The 23,656-nt window shown below is 50.7% G+C and carries 21 protein-coding genes, 1 tRNA gene and 1 riboswitch; of the genes, 5 read left to right on the top strand and 17 right to left on the bottom strand.

The features are described from left to right. Positions 1 to 2: 2 nt before the first annotated feature. A riboswitch (purine riboswitch) is annotated at positions 3 to 104 on the bottom strand. Between the two features lie 153 nt (positions 105 to 257). Beyond that, the gene (locus OXB_RS11480; RefSeq protein ID WP_041074411.1) at positions 258 to 1,487 is read left to right on the top strand and encodes a CynX/NimT family MFS transporter; all 1,230 of its coding nucleotides are present in this window, start codon (positions 258 to 260) and stop codon (positions 1,485 to 1,487) included. A gap of 137 nt (positions 1,488 to 1,624) precedes the next feature. Here the strand turns inward: OXB_RS11480 and OXB_RS11475 are convergent, their stop codons facing one another. The 6 genes from OXB_RS11475 to OXB_RS11450 all read right to left on the bottom strand — a co-directional run bounded on the left by OXB_RS11475 (position 1,625) and on the right by OXB_RS11450 (position 7,361). Continuing rightward, positions 1,625 to 2,437 carry an exodeoxyribonuclease III gene (locus OXB_RS11475; RefSeq protein WP_052483993.1) on the bottom strand — a complete coding sequence of 271 codons (813 nt, stop codon included), beginning with the start codon at positions 2,435 to 2,437 and terminating at the stop codon, positions 1,625 to 1,627. A 96-nt stretch (positions 2,438 to 2,533) separates the two neighbouring features. Further along, positions 2,534 to 3,655 (bottom strand): NAD(P)/FAD-dependent oxidoreductase, encoded by a 1,122-nt coding sequence (locus OXB_RS11470; RefSeq protein WP_041074410.1) that lies wholly within the window; start codon positions 3,653 to 3,655, stop codon positions 2,534 to 2,536. Further along, complete coding sequence (locus tag OXB_RS11465) at positions 3,652 to 4,161, bottom strand: EAL domain-containing protein (RefSeq protein WP_269447843.1); 510 nt, start codon at positions 4,159 to 4,161, stop codon at positions 3,652 to 3,654. The genes OXB_RS11470 and OXB_RS11465 overlap by 4 nt, the downstream gene beginning before the upstream one ends. Positions 4,162 to 4,482: 321 nt before the next feature. Then, the gene (locus OXB_RS11460) at positions 4,483 to 5,280 is read right to left on the bottom strand and encodes an ABC transporter ATP-binding protein (protein ID WP_041074408.1); all 798 of its coding nucleotides are present in this window, start codon (positions 5,278 to 5,280) and stop codon (positions 4,483 to 4,485) included. Next, complete coding sequence (locus tag OXB_RS11455; protein WP_041074407.1) at positions 5,255 to 6,307, bottom strand: ABC transporter permease; 1,053 nt, start codon at positions 6,305 to 6,307, stop codon at positions 5,255 to 5,257. The genes OXB_RS11460 and OXB_RS11455 overlap by 26 nt, the downstream gene beginning before the upstream one ends. Before the next feature lie 22 nt (positions 6,308 to 6,329). Beyond that, positions 6,330 to 7,361: an ABC transporter substrate-binding protein gene (locus OXB_RS11450; RefSeq protein ID WP_041074406.1), complete on the bottom strand. Its 1,032-nt coding sequence runs from the start codon at positions 7,359 to 7,361 to the stop codon at positions 6,330 to 6,332. Between the two features lie 371 nt (positions 7,362 to 7,732). On the opposite strand from OXB_RS11450, the gene OXB_RS11445 reads away from it, so the two are divergent. Further along, positions 7,733 to 8,827 carry a branched-chain amino acid aminotransferase gene (locus OXB_RS11445; protein WP_041074405.1) on the top strand — a complete coding sequence of 365 codons (1,095 nt, stop codon included), beginning with the start codon at positions 7,733 to 7,735 and terminating at the stop codon, positions 8,825 to 8,827. 87 nt (positions 8,828 to 8,914) lie between these two features. On the opposite strand, the gene OXB_RS18235 is transcribed toward OXB_RS11445, so the two are convergent. From OXB_RS18235 to OXB_RS11430, 4 genes are all read right to left on the bottom strand, one after another. Then, on the bottom strand, positions 8,915 to 9,073 hold the full coding sequence (locus tag OXB_RS18235; protein ID WP_070098236.1) for an aspartyl-phosphate phosphatase Spo0E family protein: 159 nt from the start codon (positions 9,071 to 9,073) through the stop codon (positions 8,915 to 8,917). 224 nt (positions 9,074 to 9,297) lie between these two features. Further along, positions 9,298 to 9,828 (bottom strand): YhcN/YlaJ family sporulation lipoprotein, encoded by a 531-nt coding sequence (locus tag OXB_RS11440; RefSeq protein WP_041074404.1) that lies wholly within the window; start codon positions 9,826 to 9,828, stop codon positions 9,298 to 9,300. Positions 9,829 to 10,133: 305 nt separating this feature from the next. Further along, positions 10,134 to 10,814, bottom strand: coding sequence for an RluA family pseudouridine synthase (locus OXB_RS11435; RefSeq protein ID WP_041074403.1), 681 nt, complete (start codon positions 10,812 to 10,814; stop codon positions 10,134 to 10,136). 730 nt (positions 10,815 to 11,544) lie between these two features. Continuing rightward, complete coding sequence (locus OXB_RS11430) at positions 11,545 to 12,012, bottom strand: S-ribosylhomocysteine lyase (RefSeq protein ID WP_041074402.1); 468 nt, start codon at positions 12,010 to 12,012, stop codon at positions 11,545 to 11,547. A 169-nt stretch (positions 12,013 to 12,181) separates the two neighbouring features. Between OXB_RS11430 and OXB_RS11425 the strand changes: the two genes are divergently transcribed. Continuing rightward, positions 12,182 to 12,272 (top strand) — tRNA-Ser (locus OXB_RS11425). Between the two features lie 112 nt (positions 12,273 to 12,384). On the opposite strand, the gene dacB is transcribed toward OXB_RS11425, so the two are convergent. Beyond that, positions 12,385 to 13,851 (bottom strand): D-alanyl-D-alanine carboxypeptidase/D-alanyl-D-alanine endopeptidase, encoded by a 1,467-nt coding sequence (dacB, locus tag OXB_RS11420; RefSeq protein ID WP_041074401.1) that lies wholly within the window; start codon positions 13,849 to 13,851, stop codon positions 12,385 to 12,387. A 143-nt stretch (positions 13,852 to 13,994) separates the two neighbouring features. Between dacB and OXB_RS11415 the strand changes: the two genes are divergently transcribed. After that, a complete protein-coding gene (locus OXB_RS11415; RefSeq protein WP_052483992.1) occupies positions 13,995 to 14,954 on the top strand; it encodes a ketopantoate reductase family protein in 960 nt (319 codons plus the stop codon). A gap of 211 nt (positions 14,955 to 15,165) precedes the next feature. On the opposite strand, the gene OXB_RS11410 is transcribed toward OXB_RS11415, so the two are convergent. Together OXB_RS11410 and OXB_RS11405 are read right to left on the bottom strand one after the other, a co-directional pair. Further along, positions 15,166 to 16,704, bottom strand: a complete 1,539-nt coding sequence (locus OXB_RS11410; RefSeq protein ID WP_052483991.1) for a class I adenylate-forming enzyme family protein — start codon at positions 16,702 to 16,704, stop codon at positions 15,166 to 15,168. A gap of 97 nt (positions 16,705 to 16,801) precedes the next feature. Beyond that, positions 16,802 to 17,248 (bottom strand): YusW family protein, encoded by a 447-nt coding sequence (locus OXB_RS11405; RefSeq protein WP_158333689.1) that lies wholly within the window; start codon positions 17,246 to 17,248, stop codon positions 16,802 to 16,804. Between the two features lie 142 nt (positions 17,249 to 17,390). Between OXB_RS11405 and OXB_RS11400 the strand changes: the two genes are divergently transcribed. Next, on the top strand, positions 17,391 to 18,155 hold the full coding sequence (locus OXB_RS11400; RefSeq protein WP_041074399.1) for an NRDE family protein: 765 nt from the start codon (positions 17,391 to 17,393) through the stop codon (positions 18,153 to 18,155). A gap of 374 nt (positions 18,156 to 18,529) precedes the next feature. Here OXB_RS11400 and glpK read toward each other — a convergent pair whose 3' ends face one another. The 4 genes from glpK to fabG form a co-directional block, all read right to left on the bottom strand. Beyond that, entirely contained in the window at positions 18,530 to 20,020 is a 1,491-nt protein-coding gene (gene glpK, locus OXB_RS11390; RefSeq protein WP_041074397.1) for a glycerol kinase GlpK, read from the bottom strand. A gap of 21 nt (positions 20,021 to 20,041) precedes the next feature. Next, positions 20,042 to 21,226 carry a CaiB/BaiF CoA transferase family protein gene (locus OXB_RS11385; protein WP_041074396.1) on the bottom strand — a complete coding sequence of 395 codons (1,185 nt, stop codon included), beginning with the start codon at positions 21,224 to 21,226 and terminating at the stop codon, positions 20,042 to 20,044. Between the two features lie 198 nt (positions 21,227 to 21,424). Continuing rightward, positions 21,425 to 22,513: a class III poly(R)-hydroxyalkanoic acid synthase subunit PhaC gene (phaC, locus tag OXB_RS11380; protein WP_041074395.1), complete on the bottom strand. Its 1,089-nt coding sequence runs from the start codon at positions 22,511 to 22,513 to the stop codon at positions 21,425 to 21,427. Positions 22,514 to 22,818: 305 nt separating this feature from the next. After that, positions 22,819 to 23,601, bottom strand: coding sequence for a 3-oxoacyl-[acyl-carrier-protein] reductase (gene fabG / locus OXB_RS11375; protein WP_052484193.1), 783 nt, complete (start codon positions 23,599 to 23,601; stop codon positions 22,819 to 22,821). Positions 23,602 to 23,656: the final 55 nt, after the last annotated feature.

The following is a 23,656-nucleotide window of genomic DNA, read 5'->3' as shown; positions in this document are numbered from 1 at the left end:
TCTTCCTAATTGTTGCTTCTCATAGTCAATCCGTTTACGGCGGATCGGTAGAAACTGGCGGGCCTTATTCCCGCGATTATATGAGGTCAAGCTATTCAAGAATGAGTTTAGTATATCATGTGGGTTCCATTTTTCAACCGCTCCGAAAATATAAAAAGATTCGGTTTATTCCAAAAGGCGAGTTGGAGTGAAACGGATGCCTAACCGGCCCTAGTATGCTATCTTTAAGAAACATAGTCTCTAACGGAGGGTCCAGATTGAAACAGAACACTGCACAGCATACCACTCGAAAATTACAATTTCCGGGCCATCTATGGCTGTTGATCATCGGCATCGTCTGCATTGCATCCACATTGCGGTCGCCGTTGACCTCAGTCGGGCCCATCATTGAACAAATCCGGGAAGGCACCGGGATTTCCAACCTTTTGGCAGGTTTCCTGACGACCATCCCGCTTCTCGCTTTTGCCATCATCTCCCCGTTTGTCCCGAAACTTTCCAGACGGTTCGGTTTGGAGAAGGCATTGTTCTTTTCGCTTTGCCTCTTATTAGCCGGCACTATCATCCGTTCTCTCGGGGCTACTCCCCCCTTGCTGATCGGGACGTTCCTCATCGGGATCGCCATCGCATTCGGGAACGTGTTGCTGCCAAGCTTGTTGAAACTGAGCTTTCCGCTGCATGTCGGGTTGATGACCGGGATCTACTCGATGTCCATGAACATTTCAGCAACTCTCGCTTCCGGTGTAGCCGTCCCGATCGCGACCGGGACATCATTCGGGTGGCAAGGGGCGTTGGGGGTGTGGGGCGTTTTAGCGTTCATCGCCGTTATCGTCTGGCTTCCGCAGTTACGGAGCAAAAACCGTGTGGCCGTTCCGGCAACGAATAAGACAATCGGCAAAGACACGCCCCTCTGGCGTTCTCCGATTGCCTGGAGCGTCACTTTTTTCATGGGCTTGCAATCATTGTTATTTTACACGACATCCGCCTGGATACCGGAAGTGCTGAAGTCGGATGGCATGTCGGCAAATCGCGCGGGATGGATGTTGTCCCTTCTGCAATTCTCCCAGTTGCCGATGACATTCATCATCCCGATTTTGGCGGATAAAGTGAAAAGCCAGAGAACGATCGTGCTGGGCGTCGTCCTTTTGTTTGTACTCGGTTATGGCGGAGTAGTGGTCGGAGGGGCAGCGTTCACCCCCTTATGGATGATCCTGATCGGGATCGCCGGCGGAGCTGCATTCGGGCTGGCGATGATGTTCTTCACGTTGCGCACCCATACACCGCAGCAAGCGGCCGAGCTGTCGGGGATGGCGCAAGCATTCGGCTATGCATTGGCAGCGGTCGGCCCCGTCCTATTCGGGTCCTTGCATGATGTATCGGGAAATTGGACAGTTCCGATGACCATTTTATTTGTCGCGATTGCTTTGCTGCTCGTCAGCGGATTGCAAGCCGGAAAAAATGCCTACGCTTTCCCTAAAGATAGCGTGTAACCTGTAAAATGAAACAGCTTCCGCCCCTTCTCTGGAACGGAAGCTGTTTCTTATTTGATTTATTGCCGGGTGGTTCTGTAGTTGTCTTGGCCCGGGTCAAACCGGAGTCAGGCTACACGCTCCGAGTTGCCGCCCCCTCAAACATGGGAAATATCGCAAGTTTCCGGTTTTTCATCACCTGTCGTCTCTTGCTTGGACAGATCCATCTCCAACACGATCGGACAATGGTCGCTGCCCATGACATGCGAATGGATATCCGCAGCCAGCAAATAAGGTGCGAGTCTTTCCGATGCAAGGAAATAATCGATCCGCCATCCGATATTGCGCTCCCGCACTTTCGACATATAGGACCACCACGTATAAGCCTCCGTCCGCCCGGGATTGAAATGCCGGAATGTGTCGATGAATCCTTCCCCCAGCAGCATCGTCATCTTTTCCCGTTCTTCGAAAGTGAAACCGGAGTTGCCGATATTCGATTTGACATTCCGGATATCGATTTCTTCGTGGGCGACATTCAAATCGCCACAGAGGATGACCGGCTTGCGGCGATCCAACTCCGTCAAATGCAGCCGCATCCGCTCTTCCCACTCCAACCGGAAAGGAAGGCGCGCCAAATCACGCTGCGCATTTGGTGCATAAATGTTCACCAAATAAAATCGAGGGAATTCAAGCGTCAATATCCGGCCTTCCGGCTCCTCCTCCAACTCCCCGACCCCATATCGAACGGAAAGGGGCTTCTCTTTTGTAAAGACCGCCGTTCCCGAGTATCCTTTTTTCTCCGCGTAGTTCCAATATTGATGGTAGCCATCAAGTTGCAAATCGATCTGGCCTTCCTGCAATTTCGTCTCCTGCACGCAGAAAATATCGGCGTCCATCGCTTCAAAGTATTCGAGGAACCCTTTGCGCACACACGCCCGCAGGCCATTGACATTCCATGATACGAACTTCATTTCCTCTTGACCTCTTTCCATGCAAACATACAATGATTCTATCGCATCCACCGAGGAAGCGGAAGTTTATCCACACGGCCCATCCCCGGCAGCTCATCATAAAATCGCCTTTGTCACCGCATATAAATCAAGATCGATATCCAATGATCCCGATCCTTCCGTTGCGAGTTTGGCCAGCTGCCCGCCCAAAAACGGGCCGACCGTCAATCCGGAAGCCCCGAGGCCATTCGCCAAAAACAGGCCCATGATCCCAGGCACTTCACCGATGACAGGGAGGAAATCAGGCGTGAACGGGCGGTATCCGACGCGCACTTCCGCAAATTCCCCGTCGGCGAGGCCCGGGGCAACCGACAACGCTTTCTGCAAGACTTCCGCTACTCCGCCCGCGGTCACCCGCAAATCGAATTCCCGGTCATCTTCATGCGTCGCCCCCATGACAATCCGCCCCCCGTCAAACGCCACAATGTATTGATCGTTGGGCGGCATGACGACCGGCCATCTGGCTGTCCCGGAATCCTCCAGTTGCAAATGGACGATCTGCGCTTTCTGCCCCTTCACTTGCAGGCGGACGCCGATCGGCTCCAACAGTTCCGCAGCCCATGCACCAGCCGTGATGATAACCGTATCAGCCGGAATTTCTTCCTGCCCGACTCCGACGCCGGTAATCCGCTTGCCATCCGCCAGCAGCCGGGCGTCCCCTGCCAGGACGCGAGCCCCGTGCTTCTTCGCTGCACGGACGAGGGCATTCCGCAATTCACGGCCATTCACCCGGGCCGCACCGCTTATATGGACAGAGCTGTAATCTGATGCAATAGGTGGAAAAAGCTCTGCTGTGGATTCGGCCGACAGCTGACGGATATCCCCCACTTCGGGCGCATCCTCCCGCCTCAAGCGGGCCCGCTCCTCCATTTTCGCCAATTTCGCTTCATCCGTGTGGAGGCTGACGGCCCCAACCCGCTTATAACCGGTATCCGTTTCGCCATCTTCTTCCAATCGAGCGATTAACGACGCATAATAGGCCGCCCCATTTTTGGCGAGGGCATACCATGCTTTGTTGCGTCGCTGGGAGAGCCAGGGGCAAATGATCCCTGCTGCGGCATCCGTTCCCTGGCCGGCATCCTGCCGGTCCACGAGGAGCACATCCTCCCCCGCCCTCGCTAAATGATACGCGGTGGAAGCTCCAAGGATCCCTCCCCCGACTACGATGAATCGTTTCAATGCCACCCCTCCGGTTTAAATCCGTCTTCCAAAAACTTTCGCAAATGAGGCTCGGACAGCGGTTTGCTGAATAAAAACCCCTGGCCGCAATCACAGCCGATCGTCAACAGTTCGGCCGCTTGCCCCACCGTTTCGATCCCCTCCGCGACCACTCGCATATCCATAGTCTCCGCAATCGTCAAGATCGCCTTGACGATCGCTTTGCTATCTTTATCTTCGTCGATTTCATCGATGAATAATTTATCGATTTTCAACGTATCCACCGGCAATTCCTTCAAATAGCTGAATGAGCTGTACCCTTTGCCGAAGTCGTCTATTGTAATATGGACTCCAAGTGCCCGCACCTTCTCCAAGATCGCCGAAGCATTGAGCACGTCCATGAACGCGCTTTCGGTCACTTCGATTACCAGCAAGTCCGGCGCCAATCCGGTTTCGTTCAATATTACCTCGACCATTTGGGCAAAATGGAGTTGGAACAATTGCTTCACCGAGACATTGACAGAAATCCAGTGGATCTCGTATCAGCTCCCGATTTGTTCATCCGGCGGCGCTTGGCACCCCGGTGAGTATGTAGCAATGCCATTACATGGAGGCTCCCGTCTGGGCAAGTTCCTGACAGGGATTCATTCAAGCTGAAAACTGTTATGTATAATGCTTTAAATGAATAAAACCGACCAATGACAATTGGTCGGTTGCTTATTTCATTCTCAACCGATCATAGTCCAACAAGGGTGCTGCCGGTTTGATTGACCGTGGTAATCTACCCTAATTGTACTATTTCCTGGTTGTTTTGGAAAGTCGGAATTGCGCTTTCGGATTGTCCCCGATCAGACCGATAGAAGGGCCGCATCGCTAGTCAGTTTTTCGCCGCGGATGCGTTGGAATTCAGCCATCAGTTTTTCGATCGTGAGCTGTTTCTTCTCTTCATCCCCGACTTGCAGGATGATTTGCCCCTTATCCATCATGATAAGACGGTTTCCAAGGTCAAGCGCTTGCTGCATATTATGGGTGACCATGAGCGTCGTCAAATTATCCTTATCGACGAGGCGCTTCGTCAGGTCGGTGATCAACGCGGCACGTGCCGGGTCGAGCGCAGCCGTGTGCTCATCCAGCAGCAGGATGGACGGTTGCGTGAAAGTGGCCATGAGCAATGATAGCGCTTGCCGCTCCCCGCCCGATAATAGGCCGACTTTCGCATTTAAGCGGTTCTCCAGATTCAAGCCAAGCGTTTCCAAAGATTCCCTGAAAAAATCACGGCGCTTCCGATCCACGCCATTGCGCAATTTTCTTTTCTTATTGCGCGAATACGCCATCGCCAGATTCTCTTCGATCGTCATAGTGGGCGCCGTTCCGGCCATCGGATCTTGGAAAACGCGTCCAATCATCGTGGAACGCCTATATTCCGGCAATTTGGTTACATCTTTACCCCCAATTTCAATCGTTCCGAAATCAGGCGTCAGTGCTCCGGATACCATGTTCATCATCGTCGATTTCCCGGCCCCGTTACTTCCGATGACTGTCACGAAATCGCCCGGTTTCATATGAAGGTTGATTTCATCCAAGGCGATTTTTTCATCCGGCGTCGACTCGTTGAATATCTTATTGATGTGTTTTAATTTCAGCAACGCCATTCGCCTCCATTTTCAAACCGTTTTCCTTTTCAAGCATACGTTCCGCGCGTCGTTTCGATTTCCGGCTCCGCTCGCGGCGCTTCTCGAAATATTGCGGAAGGACGAGTGCACCGATAACGATGACCGCCGTAATGAGCTTCATATCCCCTGTATCGAGCAAGTCGATGCGGAGTGCAAGCCCAAGGACGATCCGGTAGATGATCGCACCCGCGATAACCGCCAACGTCGTCCGCACGATTGTTTTTGTTCCGAAAATCGCTTCCCCGATAATGACGGAAGCTAGACCGATGATAATCATCCCGATTCCCATTCCGATATCCGAGAATTTGGAATATTGGGCGATCAAAGCGCCGGAAAACGCTACCAATGCGTTGGAGAAGCCAAGTCCGATGATCACAAGAGTATCCGTGTTGGCGGAAAAGCTGCGGATCATCTTCTTATTGTCCCCTGTTGCACGGATGGCAAGGCCGACCTCTGTTTTCAAGAACCAGTCGACACAGAACTTGATGATCAATGTGATGAAGATCATGACGAACAAAGTACCCCATGTAGATGGAAGGAATTTCACGCCAAGCATCCCGAAGAAACCATTGATAGCCTGGTCAATGCCTAGGGAACTCCAGAAAACCTGGAATTTACTGAACATGGTTTCGGCATTGAACAGTGGGATATTCGGGCGTCCGACCGACGTATCCGAAGTCATCCCCATAATTCGCAGATTGATGGAATACAATGCAATCATCATCAGGATCCCCGATAGGAGCGCATTGATCTTCCCTTTAGTGTGTAACAATCCCGTGATGCATCCTGCAACGAATCCGATGACCATTGCCACACCCGTTGCGAGCAACGGATGATATCCGAAGAATATCATCGTCGCTGCAACAGCCGCTCCAGTCACAAAACTACCGTCAACCGTCAAATCTGGAAAGTCAAGTACACGAAAAGACAAATAGACTCCTAATGCCATGATCGCATAGATGATTCCTTGCTCAACTGAGCCAAATACAGCTGAAAACATGCAATGTCATCTCCTTACTAATTTATTCGGCAAATTCAGCGTTCCACTCGTCTTTGATGTCCACGCCGATTGTTTCAGCCGTCTGTTTATTCATGATCAGCTTCAAGTTTTGCGGGATTTGAACCGGCATTTCTGCTGGCGTGCTCTCGCCTTTCAGGATTTTCACAGCCATTTGGCCTGCTTCGTATCCGATATCATAGTATTCAAAACCGTAAGCACCTAAGCCGCCACGGCTAACCGAGTCGAATTCTCCGACCATCATCGGAAGTTTGTTATCGTTTGCGACGGATACTACGGATTCCAAAGCGGAAACGACCGTGTTATCCGTAATGATGTAAAGCGAGTCCACTTTCCCCAGCAATGATTCTGTCGCTTGCTTGACGTCAGCCGATGTGGCAACGGATGCTTCCACGACTGTCATATCCATGTCTGCCAAAATCTCTTTTACCGCATCCACTTGAGAACGAGAGTTTTGCTCTCCGGAGTTGAAAACCATTCCTACATTTTTAGCACCGAGTTCTTCTTTTAGGAATTTCATAGTTGTTGGAATCGCTTCCGGGTGATTATCAATCGTTCCCGTCACGTTGCCTCCCGGGCTTTCCATGGAAGCGACCAATTCCGCGCTGACCGCGTCTGTAACGGAAGTGAAGACAATTGGAATATCAGATGTTGCTCCAGCCACTGCTTGTGCACTTGGCGTGGAGTTCGCAAAGATCAGGTCGACTCCGGAACTGACCAAGTTGTTGGCAATTGTCGTATTCGCACTATTGTCGTTCTGCGCGTTCTGGATATCATACTCAACATCCAAACCTGCATCTTCCAAAGCTTTCTTGAAACCATCAAAAGCTGCATTCAAAGACGGGTGTTCGACAATTTGTGTGACTCCGACTTTATACTTAGTCGACTCTTCTGGTTGTGCTGCTGTTTCTGGCTCTTTATTATCGCCATCAGTTGGTGCTGGCGCATCAGTTGTGTCTCCCCCATTGCCGCAAGCCGCCAAAACTAGCATCAACGCGAATAGAATGAATGCGTACTTTTTCCAACCTTTTCTCATAAAAAACCTTCCCCCTTTTATAAAATAAAATGTACCGCGACTTGTGAAACTTTTCTTACAAGTTTATCGTTATGCTACACCGCGAAAGAACGGAAGTCAATAGGATTCTGACAGTTTAATTGCAAAAAACTCTTTTTCTTTCAAACATTTTACCACTTTCATGTAAGCGGTTTCATTTATATGTTAATATTTCTTTATGAAAAGTAAAACAACAAATTTTCCTTCATTTTTTCATTTTGAAAAATGCTAGGTCGTAAGTCTTCATTTTGGCAAGGTTTTAATATTTTTTTCTTTCATTATTTTGAAAAAAGCAGTATAATCGTTCCAAGCGATATTTTTTTATTAAGACGAGGAAAGAGGTTTCGATCACGATGAGTAGACTACCAATTCTGATCAGAAAAAGTGAGACGTTGAAACAGAAGCCGGATCCAAATAATCTATTATTCGGCCGGGTGTTCACGGATCATATGTTCATAGCAGACTATACCGAGGGATTGGGGTGGCACGATCATAGAATCGTCCCGTATGAGCCGATCACGCTGGATCCGGCTGCAATTGTTTTCCATTACGGACAGACGGTTTTCGAAGGATTGAAGGCTTTTGCCTCGGAAGACGGAACGATCCGCCTATTCCGCCCGGAAGAGAATATGAAACGGTTGAACCGTTCGAATGACCGGATGTGCATTCCACAAATCAGCGAAGAGCTGGCACTTGATGCGCTGAATCAATTGCTTGAGATAGATAAAGAGTGGATACCGACAGCAGAAGGGACCTCCCTCTATATACGTCCGTTTATCATCGCGACCGAACCCCATCTAGGCGTTTCGAGCGCCAAAGAATATAAATTCATGATCATCCTTTCGCCGGTAGGTTCCTACTATAAAGAGGGCATCCACCCGGTCAAGATCCTCGTTGAGAACAATTTCGTCCGTGCGGTTGCAGGCGGGACGGGGAACGCCAAGACGGCGGGCAACTATGCTTCCGCCTTGAAAGCACAGGAAGTGGCTGACCGCGAAGGTTATTCCCAAGTGCTCTGGCTCGACGGTGTGGAGAAGAAATATATCGAAGAAGTGGGCAGCATGAACATCTTCTTCAAAATCAACGGTGAAATCATCACACCCGCATTGAATGGCAGCATTTTAGAAGGGATCACCCGGAAGTCCATTTTGGAATTGCTCCGCCACTGGGAGTTGCCTGTCACGGAACGGAGAATCTCCATCGCGGAAATCCAAGAGGCTCATGCGAATGGCCATTTGGAAGAAGTGTTCGGCACGGGAACCGCAGCCGTCATCTCGCCCGTCGGTGAACTGAACTGGGATGGCAAAAAAATGGTCGTCGGCGACGGAGAAACCGGTGCACTTTCCAGAAAGCTCTATGATACATTAACAGGCATCCAGACCGGAAAAATCGAAGATCCTTTCGACTGGGTCGTCACATTGGAAAAATCCGCAATCGCACAAGCTTGATATCCGTAAAAAAGACATCACCCGGCCCATGGCCGATCCGGTGATGTCTTTTGGTATTCGTTTCTCTATAAGTGAATTCTGGAGTTGTCACATACGAATATGTTGATAACGGTTAAGCATGGCATCTAACTCCTGACTGCATTGCACAACGGATGGATGGGTGAATCCGAAATCTTTCGCTTTTTTGTACATCACTTTCCGTTGCCTGTTAATCATAAGAGATAGATCCAGTTTTTCGCATAACATCTTGTCCACGACTCTTCCTCCATTTGATATACTCAAACACTTCCCCATCTTATAACAGAACGTTTAAAATAAATGTCGGATTTTGCCACAACTCTAAATTGTCATCAGTTTGTCACAAATATGCATCCATTTTTGTTCTATTACGTGCGATAGAGGGGCTCTTTGAACAGATCCCCTTTTTTCCATCGATAAAACCAAAAGTTTTCATTGAAATTTTTATCGAATTACCGGGCATCCGGGAAGACCCGGCGCACGGCTTCCGTAAATTCCTCAAAAAGCCCTTCCACTGGCTTCCCTTCATCAATTTTAGTTCCATACTCATTCATCCGTTCGACAAAATCCGGATTGACGGAGACGTAGACATTCTCGATGTCCTGGTCTGCGTCCCGGACGGCGGAAGCAATTCGGTTCTCCAGGTCAGATGTCAGTTCCGTTCCGGATTGATTCGACAATACGGCGGCTACATAGGCGTTCCGATCTGTGACAAGGACGGTCGCGTTGTCGACTTCCTCCAAATCAGCTACGTGGTCTGCCGCTTCATCCGCCACTTCCAAACGGGACTGGTTGTCGTGCCCATCATTTGTATTCGCAGAATCGCCCTGGGCATGTTCTCCCGTTCCGACTCCTTTCTCCTCTTGGTTTTGTGTTGTGTCGGCAGCTTGGTCATTGGACGCATTGTTGTTATTTTTATTCCCACAAGCCATCAATGACAAGGCTGCCAGTAAAAGAATTGTTACTTGCAACCATTTTTTCATGTTATTCCTCCTCGCTTTCCATCCTAGGGTGCCCATCAAAACCGTTTTTTATAGCTGCATATTGAAAACAGCCCGCACAACTTTTTTCAGTGTGCGAGCTGCTTCCTTATGACATCAGACCCCAGATGATTTGAATTGCGATAAGGACCAGGACTCCGAAGAGCAACGCCCATTCGGTCTTATCGGGCTGCTCGGGTCTGCTATCCCAAGTAGGTTTATTTGCCATCACGTTCTTCCTTTCCAATAGAGAACTGTACTACATATACATTTCCCGTGTGGAATGGTTCTTAAACGACGCAAGAGATTCACCGGAGCTTATTGAATAAATTCCATGGATATTCCAAAGGCGGTGACGATTGGATCGACACTTCCTCTTTCTTCGTCGGATGGGTCAATTTGAGCGATTGCGCCCAGAGCGCAATTTGCTGGCCGGGGCGGTTGACGCCCACCCCGTATTTTTGATCGCCATAGAGCGGACAGCCGATTGCCGCGAGCTGAACCCGGATCTGATGTGGCCTGCCGGTATGGAGGTTGACGGACAGCAGACTTAACTGGTCCGAACTGGCGATGACTTCATAGTCCAGCACAGCTTGTTTGGCGTCTTTTTGTTTCGCGTCGACGACATGGACTTTGTTTTCCCGGGCATCCTTGACGAGATAGTGTACGAGTTTCCCCTTCTTTTTCGCAGGCGTCCCGCGCACGACGGCGACATAGGTGCGGCCGATCGCTTGCCTCCGCAATTCGTCCGCTAACCGGGACGCCGCCTTGGATGTCTTGGCGAATACCATGACACCGCCGACGGGGCGATCTAGCCGATGGACTAGGCCGAGATAGACATTGCCCGGTTTGGAAAACCGCACTTTGATATCTTCTTTCAACAATGTCAGTAAATCCTTATCGCCTGTCCGATCTTCCTGTACCGGGATGTTCGGTGGCTTTTCCACGATCAATAAATGATTGTCTTCATATAAGATGCGTATATCCAATAGAAACTCCTGCCTTTACATATGTATAAAGACCAAAAAATGAATTCATCCAACCGTTACTTTCCGTTCCAAATTTCGTTTGCGACGAAAGCGTAGCGACAGGAGCAGGCGGACGCTTTCTTACCTGTAGTCAAGTGTTAATCTACATTATTTTCAGTTCAGAATGAAATAAAGAGATGACTGCTGTCAATCTGTTGCTTTCCGTTCCGGCGCTCTCTTTCCGCGGGCATGGCTTGAGCCTCCTCGGTCGCGAAAGGCATGCGCCCTGCGGGGTCTCAAGGCTCATGCTATTCCCGCAGGAGTCGGCGCCTGCACTCCAAGCAACAGGTGCTACTATTTCACTAAAAGTTTCCGCGGGGCGCGGGTGAGCCAATCGAACAGCGAAGGGTTCGATTTGCCGTATTTCTGCGCACTTTGCAGAAATTAAGGCATCCTACATTTCCCAACTACATGTTTTACGGGAACGAAGGCTGCTGCCAAACGCTTTGCTTTTTGGCGCAAAAGCCGTTCTCCGTAACCGCTTTTCCTGCGGGGTCTCACCATTCGCGCTTCACCCAGCAGGAGTCGCCGCCTTCCACTCCAAGTAACTAAAGTTAACAAATCCAATCTTTTGTTCATCATATTCTGTCATCTACATTGATTGTACCGTACAAGGGAAGCGGGAGCTATGGAAAAGAAAGCCGTCGCAAGTCCGGTTGTTCCGGATCTGCGACGGCTCCCCCCGCTTCCCTTATTCGGCAAATACTTCTTTCCATTCTTCGCGTTTGGCCAACAAGTCTTCCGCCAATTCTTTGGCGCCTTCCAGGCTATGGCTCGCAGCCCAGCCGCATTGGATTTCATTGCACGCGGGAACTTCTTCCGCTTGCAGTACGTCGCGCAAAGTCTTTTCCAATGCGTCCAGGATATTGTCGTAATTGTCGTCATTGATAACGGACAGATAGAAGCCCGTTTGGCAGCCCATCGGACTCAAGTCGACGACCTGGTCATGATGGTTCCGGAGTTTTTCCGCCATCAGATGCTCCAATGAATGAAGCGCAGGCATTTGCATATGCTCTTTGTTCGGCTGCTTTAAGCGGATATCGTATTTATGGATCTCATCGCCATTTTTCCCTTTAATGACGCCGGCAAGTCGCACATAAGGCGCCTTGACTTTCGTATGGTCCAAATTGAAACTTTCTACGTTCATTTTTTCAACCATGTTGTCTCCACTCCCCTTATTCATAATGGCATCAGAAGCGTTCTCATCTAGTTTAACAGAATTTCACCTATTATGGGATATTGCTTCATTGCTCGAAGCGGCTTATTTCTGCTGAACTTTTCCGTTGACGTACCCGATTTCCAGGTGATATACTATTTTTTGTGAAAATGGAGACGTACCCAAGAGGCTGAAGGGGGCTGACTCGAAATCAGCTAGGGCGTGCAAGCGCCGCGGGGGTTCAAATCCTCTCGTCTCCGCCATACATATTAAAAAGTCGCCTTCCTTGGTTTGGTTAAAAATCGAGGACGCATTAAAGTAAGGGATGGACGAGCAGATTGAAGTATGCTCCTCCATCCCTTTTTGTTTAACTGCTCATTTCGTATTCGCAATGGCGGCGGCCATTCGATCGATGACCGGGACGGTGCTCGTTTTCTGGCCTTGTGTCAGGATGCTGAAGACCAATGTTTCCCCGCCCCTCGTTTCCGCATAGCCGGATAGCGCGTTGACATTTGTCAGGCTGCCTGTTTTGGCAATGATATTCCCTTTTGCGGGTGCCGTTTTCATCCGGTTGCGCAATGTGCCGCCGACGAAGCGTTCATTGGCCCCTGCAACGGGCAATGACTGGACGAATGTGCGGTACCAAGGTTTCGAACGGACGGCGTAGAGCAGACCGGAAATTTGGGCGGCGGATACCTTATTCGACGGGGAGAGTCCGGAGGCATCCTCGAACTTCCATTGCGCGCGGTCCAGGCCGCTCGCTTCCACAAATTCGTGCATCACTTTCAGGCCCGCTTCCCAACTCCCTTCGCCATACACTTCCCTGCCCATTGTTTTGGCCAGCATTTCGGCATGTGTATTATTGCTCAACTTCATGAAAGGCACTAGCAGATCATTAAGCGCCATGGAATCCCGGTGGGTCAGCAACTGCGCTGATGCGGGAACTTTTCCGCGCACGTTGGATGAGTTGACGAGGCGGATCCCTCTTGCAGTCAATGATTGTTTGAATTCATGCAAGGCATAAGCCGTCGGATTGGATACCGCGACCCACGCTTTCCTGCCGCTCGAACCGGTCGGGGCATTGCCCGTGATGTAGATCGTGTTCGTGCCATGTTTGCGATAAATCCGCAGTGTATTGGCGTTTCCTTTTGCCACCGTCTTCGATTGATTGACGATATTGACGAATTTGGTCGCCGGCGTCAAGGTGACTTTCGCTTTCTGCCCGCGCCGCGTAGGCTTGGCCTCGATGATGATGGAGCCGGCATCATAATCGCGGTCGGGCGATAGAGTCAGGGCAGACACTTGTGCTGCAAAGGAGTACGTCTCCTGACTTTTCGTGACACTTGGCGACAGCCGGACCGTATCGAAAAAACTGTCATCCCCTACTAGATTCCCTTCGATCCGCTTGATGCCTTGTTTGGCAAGTCGGGAAGCGAATAAATCAAGATCCTTTTTCATCAAAGTCGGGTCGCCCATGCCTCGTAAATAGACGTTTCCGCGGAGAGTTCCGTTCGAAACAGTCCCGTCGGTCAACACATCGGTCCGGAAGCGATAGTTTTCCCCCAGTGCCTCCAGTGCGGCAGCCGCAACTAGGAGCTTTTGGTTTGACGCCGGTGGGATGCCCCGGTCGGCCTGGTATTGATATACGATTTCCCCGGTGGATGCTTTACGGACAACGATGCTGCTCGTTGAATTTTTCAGACGCGAATCCGACAGGAGCTGATTCATCGATTTCTCCAAATCTCCATACGGGGCGGCTGCCTCAGCAGCCGGCGGGAATACTTGCGACGAAGCGAGTAGGAATAGAGACAAGATTGCAATGGTGAGTTTACGTCGGGTCACACTTGGTCCTCCTTCATAAATTCAATGTAGCTACTAGTCTACCACGGTTTGCCAACTCGTGAAATAGGTTTTGAGTTTTACAAATTGACTGATGATTATGCTATCCTTGATAGGAAACTTTCTAATGACAGGAGATGGATCCTATGAAGACCATTCAATCGGTAGCGCTGATCGGACTCGGGGCAATCGGAGCTGCGTATGGCAGCAGACTACATAAAACGCTTGGCGAACGGCACACCGTCATTGCCAATGAAGAACGGATCGGACGCTATTCCAAAACAGGCATCGACGTCGAAGGAGAACTGGTCCACTTCCATTTTACGACGCCAGATGCAGAAGCGGCTCCTGCAGACCTGATCATCATTGCAGTGAAAAACGCGGAAATGCAAGAAGCGATTCGCGATATGAAGCACCATGTCGGGCCCGAAACGATTCTTCTCCCATTGCTGAACGGAATTTCGAGTGAAGAGGAGCTTGCTGCAGTATATCCCGACAACCCGATCCTTTATAGCATGTGCGTCGGAATTGATGCCATCCGCTCGGGAAATGAAGTGCGGTTTTCCAGCATCGGGAAAATTTGCTTCGGTGAAAAGGACAAGACGGTATCGGATCATGTGAAAGCGGTCATGGAATTGTTTGACCGTTCCGAAATCCCGTACGATGTTCCGGAAGATATTTGGAGGACGCTCTGGTGGAAATTCATGTTCAATGTCGGGATCAATCAAACTTCCGCTGTCCTGCGCGCGCCGTATAAAGTGTTCCAAAACGTGCCGGCCGCCCATCAGTGGATGCAAGCCGCCATGTATGAAGTGGTGGCATTGTCCAAAAAAGCGGGAGTCCATTTGACGGAAGAGGATGTCCATTCCTTCCGCCCGATATTGGCAAAATTGGCGCCGGACGGGAAAACCTCCATGTTGCAAGATGTCGACGCCGGACGGAAGACAGAAGTGGAATATTTCGCCGGAAAAGTATGCGAACTTGGCAAGAAGTATGGCGTACCGACACCGATCAATGATCAACTGCTCCAGATGATTCCCATCATCGAAGCCATCAACGACGCGGAATTGGATAAGACGGAAGAAAGAACCACCTATCTAGTATAAGCACGAAAAGGGCTGTCCGAAAAGTCCAGGCACAGAGTTGGATACTAGCGAAAAGCAAGGGCGCCGGGAGACTCCTGCGGGAAAGCCGGCCGACGAGACCCCGCACGGCTGTAAGCCGGAGGAGGCTCGTCAGCTGGCCCGCGGAAAGCGACCAGAGCCCTTGCTTTTTGCGTGTTTAACCGGAAATCCACTTTCTGGACAGCCCCCGTTTTCAGATTTTGCTCTGTTCCTTTTCCCAATATTGGTCGCGCAAGCTCGTTTTCAATATTTTGCCGGATGGATTGCGCGGCAATTCTGGCAGGAAGCTGACCGACTTCGGTTTTTTATAGTCCGCCATTTGCCCTTCACAGAAATCGATGACGTCCCGTTCCGTCAATGCCGTTCCCTCGCGAAGGACGACGATTGCTTTGACGGCCTCTCCCCAAACCGGATGGGGAACTCCGATGACCGCCGCTTCAATGATATCCGGATGCGTATAGAGCACCTCTTCGATATCCCTCGGATAAATATTGACCCCGCCGCTGATGAGCATGTCCTTCTTCCGGTCTACAATATAATAGAAACCTTCCTCATCCTGCATCGCCATATCTCCGACGGAAAAATACCCTTGGTAGAAGGACGCTTTCGTGTCTTCCGGATTCCTATAATATTCGTCGAGCAAATACGGCCCTTTGAAATAAAGTTCGCCGATTTCCCCAGGTTTCACCGGTTCTTTATTCTCATCGAGAATGAGGCAGTCGACTAACGGGAACGGATGCCCGACACTGCGTTCTTTGTTTTCGATGTCTTTCGGTTTAATATTCAATGTGATGGCGGACTCCGTGGACCCGTAAAATTCGTGGAGATCGGCGTCCGGGAAAAATGCCAAAATATCTTCTTTCGATTTCGTCGCAAGCGGCGAGCCCGCCGAAATGAGGACACGGATGGAAGATAGGTCGTATTTCGCCTTCACTTCCTCCTTGACGTTGGTGATGAAACTGTACATCGTCGGGGCCAGGAATGTGTTCGTTATGTGATATTTTTCAATATCCGCAAGGACTTGTTCCGCCTCGAACGTTTCATGGATGACGAGCGTCCCTCCGACGATGAGCTGCATGACGAGGAAAATCCATGGGGCGGCATGGTAGATCGGACCCGCGACGAGATGGACATCCGACTCGTCGATTTTATATTCATAGGCAGCCGCCATTCCGGTCAAAACCCGGGACCGTTGGGAAATGACGACCCCTTTCGGCTTTCCGGTCGTGCCGGACGTATAGCCGATATAGAATGTATCTTTCTCATCCACTTCCGTTTCCGGTTCCTCGGCAGACGCCGACTGAATCGTTGTTTCATAATCCAGTCGCCCCTCGGCGGACGTGCCACCGACGACAAGAATAGTGTCCAACTCCCCGACCGCTTGGATGGAATCCAGTTCGCTTTCATATTCCGCTGTCACAATGAGGCCCCGGCTATCGGAGTTTTGAAGGATATACTCAATTTCCCGTCCGACCAACCGGTAATTCATCGGGACAATGATGACCCCGATTTTGGAAAGGCCGGCAATTATGTCGACATAAGCGGCATTGTTTTTCATCCATATAGCCACTTTATCCCCTTTTTCATAGCCGCGTGACCGGAACGCATTCGCCAGCCGGTTCGCCCTCTCGTTCAGTTGCTTGTACGAGGTTGTTTTGCCTTGAAAGATCACAGCCGGTTTATCCCCAAGTTTCAATGCGTTCTGTCTGACCATATTCCCTACTGTCAACATTTCCATTCCCTCCCTATTGTACTAGGCTCTCTTTCATCCTATCAAAATACTTTGTGAATAGGTAATGATTTCTGAACTTTTCGGGAATAGAATGCTGTCATTTGGTGAACATCAACTCTTTCGGATCATGGCCTTTGAACTTGACCTTGACGCTCGCTTTCTCGAAATCCGATATCTCAAACGCCTCCGTCACCTGTTTGATTATATCCAGGTCATCGGTTTCCGGATCGATGGACATGTTGGGGAAAATCTCATTCAATTTTTTTAACGCTTTGTTCCCACGTACATAGATATTTTCAATTTTATTCAAATAATTCGCCTCGGTATGAACACGGCCTTCCTTATACATCGCCTGGATGGCCTCCTTCTTATCTTTTGTATCCACAGAGAAAGTGAACTCGGTGAATCCGTACAAACTGCCGTTCGGTTCATCTGAAATATCTTCGCCCTCCGGCCCTTTCGTCACGATGTTTTTATTCTGACAAGCAGCAAGCATACATAGGATCACGATGAGCGAAACGATGAAAAAGCCTTTCCGGTGCAAATGAATCATCCTCTCTTTCTAGCATGATTATTTTCACCGTATTCGGCTCTGTTTATACGTAGCGGCCTACGGATCGAGGTTGGGTCCCTTTCCTTGGGTAGGGGGACATTGTATACTTTGGGTAAGGAGAGGTGACGTTGTCATGTGTTTGATCAATTTTCATTTCCAGGACCATCCGATCTATCGGTTGATCGTGGCAGCGAATCGGGATGAGTTTTACGAAAGGCCGACTGCCCCGGCCCAGTTTTGGGAAGATCATCCCCATCTGTTGGCAGGCAGGGATCTATCCCAAAAAGGGACATGGCTCGGCATCGCGAAGAACGGGCGCTTCGCTGCTTTGACCAATTACCGGGATGTGCAGCATCAAAGGAACGACGTCCGGTCGCGCGGTGAAATTGTGACAGGCTTCCTCAATTCCGATGTCCCGGCCGCGGAATTCCTAGGTTCGTTGCAGGAGAAGCGGGAGCAGTATGCGGGGTTCAATGTGATTGTCGGTACGTCGGAGGAATTGATGTATTACTCGAATATCCAAAATGAAGTGACGGTAATCACCCCGGGGACCCACGGGTTGAGCAACCATTTCCTCGATACGCCGTGGCCTAAAGTCGTGAAGGGCAAAGCGAGGGTCCGAGCGCTGGCTGAACAAAACTGCGCCATCCATCCGGATCAATTGTTCGACGTGCTGGCCGACGCCGAGCCATTCCCGGACGAACAACTCCCCGATACCGGAGTCGGCGGAGAGTTGGAACGGGTCCTGTCCCCCCTTTTCATCCGGTCGGAAGGATACGGCACCCGTTCCTCCACCGTCCTGCTCGTCGATCATGAAAACAACATCACCTTCGTGGAACGGACGTATCGGGACGGCGAGTTTGCTGGAGACCGCACATTCACTTTTCAGGTTGAGTGATTGTGGCTGATGGGGGGTCCTGAGCGCGGCGATATGATTTATGAGCGCGAAGCCCGGTACTATAAGCGCGATGCGAAGACTTATAAGCGTACTACATAAAGTTTTAGCCGCGCGTGATCGTGTTATGGGCGTGCAGCCCGAAGTTATGAGCGCGGGACGTAATGTTAGGGACACGAGGAAAAATCCGGATACCAGGACGGATACCAGCAAAAAGCAAGGGCGGCGGGAGACTACTGCGGGAAAGCCGGCCGGCGAGACCCCGCACGGCTGTAAGCCGGAGGAGGCTCGACGGCTGGCCCGCGGAAAGCGACCAGAGCCCTTGCTTTTTGCATGTTTACTGGAAAAACCTACTTTCTAAACAGCCCCTAGTTCTTTCATTTAAATGCGATAGCCGCTTGGATCGCTTTTTTCCATCCCGCATACAACCGATCGCGTTCGGCGGGCTGCATTTCCGACTCGAAACGCCGATCGAGGTTCCAATGGGTAGTGATCTCGGAGCAGTCGCGCCAGAATCCGACTGCCAAGCCGGCCAGGTAGGCGGCGCCGAGCGCAGTCGTTTCGTTGATGACAGGCCGTTCCACAGGGACATCCAACATATCCGCCTGGAACTGCATAAGGAAATCGTTCGCGACGACACCTCCGTCCACGCGCAGCGTCTTCAAGGAAATGCCCGCGTCCGCTTCCATCGCATCGAGCACATCCTTCGTCTGGTAGGCGAGGGATTCCAACGTCGCCCGGACGAAATGCTCTTTTTTCGTCCCGCGGGTCATTCCGAAAGCGGCCCCCCGCACCTCGCTTTCCCAATACGGTGTCCCCAAACCGACAAAAGCCGGTACGACGTAGACGCCTTCCGTCGATTCCACGCGGGTCGCATACGCTTCGCTCTCCGCGGAGTTCCGGAACATGCGCAAGCCGTCGCGCAGCCATTGGATCGCCGAACCTGCGACGAAGACGCTCCCTTCCAAAGCGTATTCCACTTTGCCGTTAAGCCCCCACGCAATCGTCGTCAATAACCCATGCTTCGACTCCACGGCTTTCGTTCCCGTATTCATCAGCATGAAGCAACCGGTTCCGTACGTATTCTTCACCATGCCGCGTTCGAAACAGGCTTGCCCGAATAAGGCGGCCTGCTGATCTCCCGCGATGCCCGCAATCGGGACGGCATGCCCGAAGAAATGCCGCGCCTCGGTTTGCGCATAGACATCGGAGGATGGGCGGACTTCGGGCAGCATCGACTTCGGAACCTCCAAGATGCCAAGCAGCTCCTCGTCCCAGTCCAGTTCATGGATATTGTACATCAGCGTCCGGGAAGCGTTCGAGTAATCGGTCACATGGGCTTTCCCTCCGGACAACTTCCAGACGATCCACGTATCGATTGTCCCAAAGAGCAGATCCCCTTGCTCCGCCTTTTCCCGCGCCCCTTCCACATGATCCAAGATCCACTTCACTTTCGTCCCCGAGAAGTAGGGATCGAGAAGGAGCCCGGTTTTCTTGCGAAATGTCTCGTTACGGCCTTGCTCCCGCAACTCCTCGCAAATGTCCGCAGTCTGCCGGGATTGCCAAACAATCGCATGGTAGACCGGATTGCCGGTATGCTTGTCCCAGACAACTGTCGTTTCCCGCTGATTAGTGATTCCGATGCCGGCGATCTGATCGGAAGAGATATTCTTCTCCGACAACACGCCTGCGATGACAGACAAAATGGAACTCCATATTTCATCGGCATTATGCTCGACCCAACCGGGCTGCGGGAAATATTGCTTGAATTCCCGTTGCGCCGTATGGACGACACTCCCTTTTTCGTCGAATAAAATCGCCCGGGAGCTCGTCGTCCCTTGATCGAGCGCCATCATATATTTTTTCATTCAGCACCCCTCTTTCCAACATTAACTGAAGACCCCTTTTTCTTTCCATTCCCCGATCTGCTCGGCGGTGAACCCACGGGCAAGCAAAATCGATTCCGTATGCTCCCCCAATCCCGCGCCTATATGGGAGTATACGGGCTGTGCAGTTGAGAATTTGATCGGCGAGGCGATTTGCCGCTGGGTCGTCCCGTCCCCTTTCGGCACTTCGACGACCATTTGGCGCGCTTGGATCTGTGGATGTTCGGTCGCTTCCGCGAATGAAAGGACAGGTTCTACGCACCCTTCGAAATCCTCATTGAAAATGCCAAGCCACTCCTCATAGGTTTTCGAAACGAATATATCTTGGACCTTTTGCTTGAACGACTGCTGGTCCGCCACTTTCCCACTGAGCGCCATTTCGAATGAATCCGAAATTTCCAGCGCCTCGCAAAACAGCTTCAGAAATTGGGGTTCCAAACTTCCTACCGCAAAAAATCGACCATCCGCCGTCTCGTAATAATCATAGAAGATGCCGCCATTCAGCATCAGTTCTTCCGGTTTCGGCTCCACCTTTCCCACCAAATACCCCGGACCATACATCGCGTTCAATGAAAACGCAGTGTCCGTCATGCTGACATCGACATACTGCCCTTCGCCCGTTTTCTCCCGGTGCAGGGCGGCTGCCAGAATGCCGATCACGGAATGGAGCGATCCGCCTGCAACATCCGCGATTTGAATGCCCATCGTCGGGGGTACTCCCTCTTTCCTTCGCGAATAATCCATGATACCGGATAGCGCTAGGAAGTTATTGTCATGCCCCGGTCGATTGCGGTAAGGTCCCGTCTGCCCGAACCCCGTCAACGAACAATAGATCAATCGGGGATTGATCTGCCGCAGCGATTCGTAATCCAAACCGAGGCGCTCCATCACACCCGGACGGAATTGCTCTATGATAATATCATACTCTTGCAGCAAAGCATGGATGATTTCCTTCGACTCATCCAGTTTCAAATTCAACGTCATCGACTTCTTCGACCGATTCAAATGGCCATGTGTCGCGGAAGTGCCCTCCCCGTCAACCGGGGGCATGCTGCGGACCAAATCCTGCCGCGTCGCTGATTCGATTCGGATCACATCCGCCCCCAGATCGGCCAGCATCATCGTTGCATACGGTCCCGGCAACAACGTAGAAAAATCCAAAATCTTCAATCCCGCCAACAAACTCATATGTACCCTCTCCCATTCTCTTCCCCTCGTTTGCAATCTTTCGAATAGACTGCATGTATACCATTTCGTCCAGTTTGGCCGTTCTCCTTTTCATTTCCCGTAATATTTTCCTTCATTTAAAAAAACCATAGGCAAACTTCCGAATTGGAAGTTCGACTATGGTCTGCCACCTTGCCCGAGGCGGCAGGTTGCGCTCTGTTACTGTGAATGTTTCACAAGCCATTCATCGATCAACGGGTACGTTCCGTTGATTGCACGGCGTCCTGTGACGACGGAGACATGGCCCGTTTTCATGACATGGTATTCCTTGTTTTTGCTCGACACTTTGCCATTGATCGGTTCCGATTGGTTCGGCGAGACGATATTGTCGAATTCACCTGCGATATTCAATAGGTTCGCCTTGATCTGGGATAACTCGACTTGACGGCCCCGGATGTACAATTCACCCCGGATCAGTTTATTTTCCTGATAAAATTCGCCGATCCATTGGCGGTACGCTTCGCCCGGGAACGGGATTCCGTCATTCAACCACTTCTGCATGAGCATCCAGTTGTTGACGAAGTCTTCATTATCCGCACGGTCTGCCAAACTGACATACGGACCGTAGAAATTCGCAATCGGATTCAGCATTTTGTTCCCGAAATCGATCATATCATGCGGCACCATTCCAAGCGTATCGACCACTTTATCCAGATTGAAATATCGTTTATCCAAGAAGTTCGTATACAGGCCCGCGTCAGCGAAGTCGAATGGACTTGTCATCAGCACCAGATTGCGGATCGGCAACTCCGGATGCAGCGCTGTGAAGATCGCCGTCATCGTGCCGCCCATGCAGTAGCCGAACATTGTAATCTCTTTTGCATCCGATGTATGCAGCACTTTTTTGACGGCTCTTGGAATGTAGTCCAAGATGAAATCATCCAACTTCATATGGCGGTCTTCGTATCCCGGTGTCCCCCAGTCCAACAGGTATACATCATGCCCTTGGTTTGTCAGATGTTCGATCAGGCTATTTCCCGGATATAAGTCGAGGATATACGGCTTGTTGATCAGCGCGTATACCATCAGGACCGGTATTTTATTCGTCTTTTTGACAGCCGGTTGATAGCGGTAGAGCTTCGCTTTGTTTTTCGTCCAGATGACCTCTTTCGGCGTTTGCCCCACTTGCGGTTCCGGCTCTTTCGTCAGAACCTCCGTCATCCGTTTAAAACGCGTGTAGCTCTTCCGTACATCTTCCGGCATGGCATCCATCCAGTTTTCCACTTCTTTTACATTGGAATAAATCATTGTTCTCCTCCTCCACAATTCCACTGACCTCCCCTGCATGGGAAGTCTACCCTTCTCTGTTTCTATATAAGTTGAAATACATAACTTCTTCTAACCGTTGATTTCCGTTCCGAGCGGACGCTTTCCGCGGGCACGGCTTCAGCCAATCGAACAGCGAAGGGTTCGATTTGTTGCCAAACGCTACGCTTTTTGGCACAAAGGCCGTTCTACGTGACGGCCTTCGCCGGAGTCGCCGCTCTGCACTCCAATCAACTAAGTGAATAGGTAATATAATAAATTCAACTTACGATATGAATTACTTTAACTTACATATAAAGCCCGCCATTCACATTGATTTGCTGGCCTGTGATATAGTCGGCTTGTGCGAGGAACAGAACAGCTTCCGCGACTTCCTCCGTTTTCCCTAAACGTTGCATCGGCACTTTCGATACGATCGAATCGAGGACGTTTTCCGGCATGGCCGCCACCATTTCTGTTGCGATGAATCCTGGGCAAATGGCATTGACCGTAATACCGTTCCGTGCCGTCTCCAAGGCAAGCGACTTGGTGAAACCGAGCATCCCCGCTTTCGCCGCAGAATAGTTCGTCTGCCCGAAACCGCCGGCCTGGCCGATGATGGAGCTGATGTTGATGATCCGGCCGTATTTCTGTGCCAGCATATGGTTGATGACGGCTGACGTCGTATGATACACGCTGCTCAGGTTGACGTTGATCACTTCATTCCACTCTTCCTGGGACAGTTTGCGGAATGTCCGGTCCCGAGTGATGCCGGCATTATTGACCAGAATATCGATTTTGCCAAAACGGTCTTTTACTTCTTTGATGAACTCTTGAACATCCTCTGCTTTTGAAACATCGGATTGGAAAGCAAATGACGCACCACCTTGTTCCTCAATCTCTCTTACAACGCTCTCCGCCTTTTCAAAGCCGGATACGAAATTGATGGCCACGATGGCGCCATTGCGGGCCAACTCCTTCGCAATCGCAGCGCCGATGCCACGCGATCCCCCCGTCACGATAGCAACTTGGCCTGCTAGCGGCTTCCCAGTTTCAACTGTCTGTGTAATTTCCAATGCGTTCAATGTCATCATCTAACACTTCCATTCTCTTTATTTAGTCTTAATAAGGATGTCAGTGGACCAT

Origin of the sequence: Bacillus sp. OxB-1 (genome assembly GCF_000829195.1) — a bacterium.
Taxonomy (GTDB): domain Bacteria; phylum Bacillota; class Bacilli; order Bacillales_A; family Planococcaceae; genus Sporosarcina.
Note: the sequence above shows the minus strand (reverse complement) of the source record. Positions and strands in the feature narration are given on the sequence as shown.

Bases quoted from the DNA above. Each gene is read 5' to 3' on its own strand.
- OXB_RS11430 (WP_041074402.1), bottom strand. From the start codon at position 12,012: ATGGTTGAAAAAATGAACGTAGAAAGTTTCAATTTGGACCATACGAAA.
- OXB_RS11440 (WP_041074404.1), bottom strand. From the start codon at position 9,828: ATGAAAAAATGGTTGCAAGTAACAATTCTTTTACTGGCAGCCTTGTCA.
- OXB_RS11400 (WP_041074399.1), top strand. From the start codon at position 17,391: ATGTGTTTGATCAATTTTCATTTCCAGGACCATCCGATCTATCGGTTG.
- OXB_RS18235 (WP_070098236.1), bottom strand. From the start codon at position 9,073: ATGTTATGCGAAAAACTGGATCTATCTCTTATGATTAACAGGCAACGG.
- OXB_RS11415 (WP_052483992.1), top strand. From the start codon at position 13,995: ATGAAGACCATTCAATCGGTAGCGCTGATCGGACTCGGGGCAATCGGA.
- OXB_RS11475 (WP_052483993.1), bottom strand. From the start codon at position 2,437: ATGAAGTTCGTATCATGGAATGTCAATGGCCTGCGGGCGTGTGTGCGC.
- phaC (WP_041074395.1), bottom strand. From the start codon at position 22,513: ATGATTTATTCCAATGTAAAAGAAGTGGAAAACTGGATGGATGCCATG.
- glpK (WP_041074397.1), bottom strand. From the start codon at position 20,020: ATGAAAAAATATATGATGGCGCTCGATCAAGGGACGACGAGCTCCCGG.
- OXB_RS11385 (WP_041074396.1), bottom strand. From the start codon at position 21,226: ATGAGTTTGTTGGCGGGATTGAAGATTTTGGATTTTTCTACGTTGTTG.
- OXB_RS11445 (WP_041074405.1), top strand. From the start codon at position 7,733: ATGAGTAGACTACCAATTCTGATCAGAAAAAGTGAGACGTTGAAACAG.
- fabG (WP_052484193.1), bottom strand. From the start codon at position 23,601: ATGACATTGAACGCATTGGAAATTACACAGACAGTTGAAACTGGGAAG.
- OXB_RS11450 (WP_041074406.1), bottom strand. From the start codon at position 7,361: ATGAGAAAAGGTTGGAAAAAGTACGCATTCATTCTATTCGCGTTGATG.
- OXB_RS11455 (WP_041074407.1), bottom strand. From the start codon at position 6,307: ATGTTTTCAGCTGTATTTGGCTCAGTTGAGCAAGGAATCATCTATGCG.
- OXB_RS11410 (WP_052483991.1), bottom strand. From the start codon at position 16,704: ATGTTGACAGTAGGGAATATGGTCAGACAGAACGCATTGAAACTTGGG.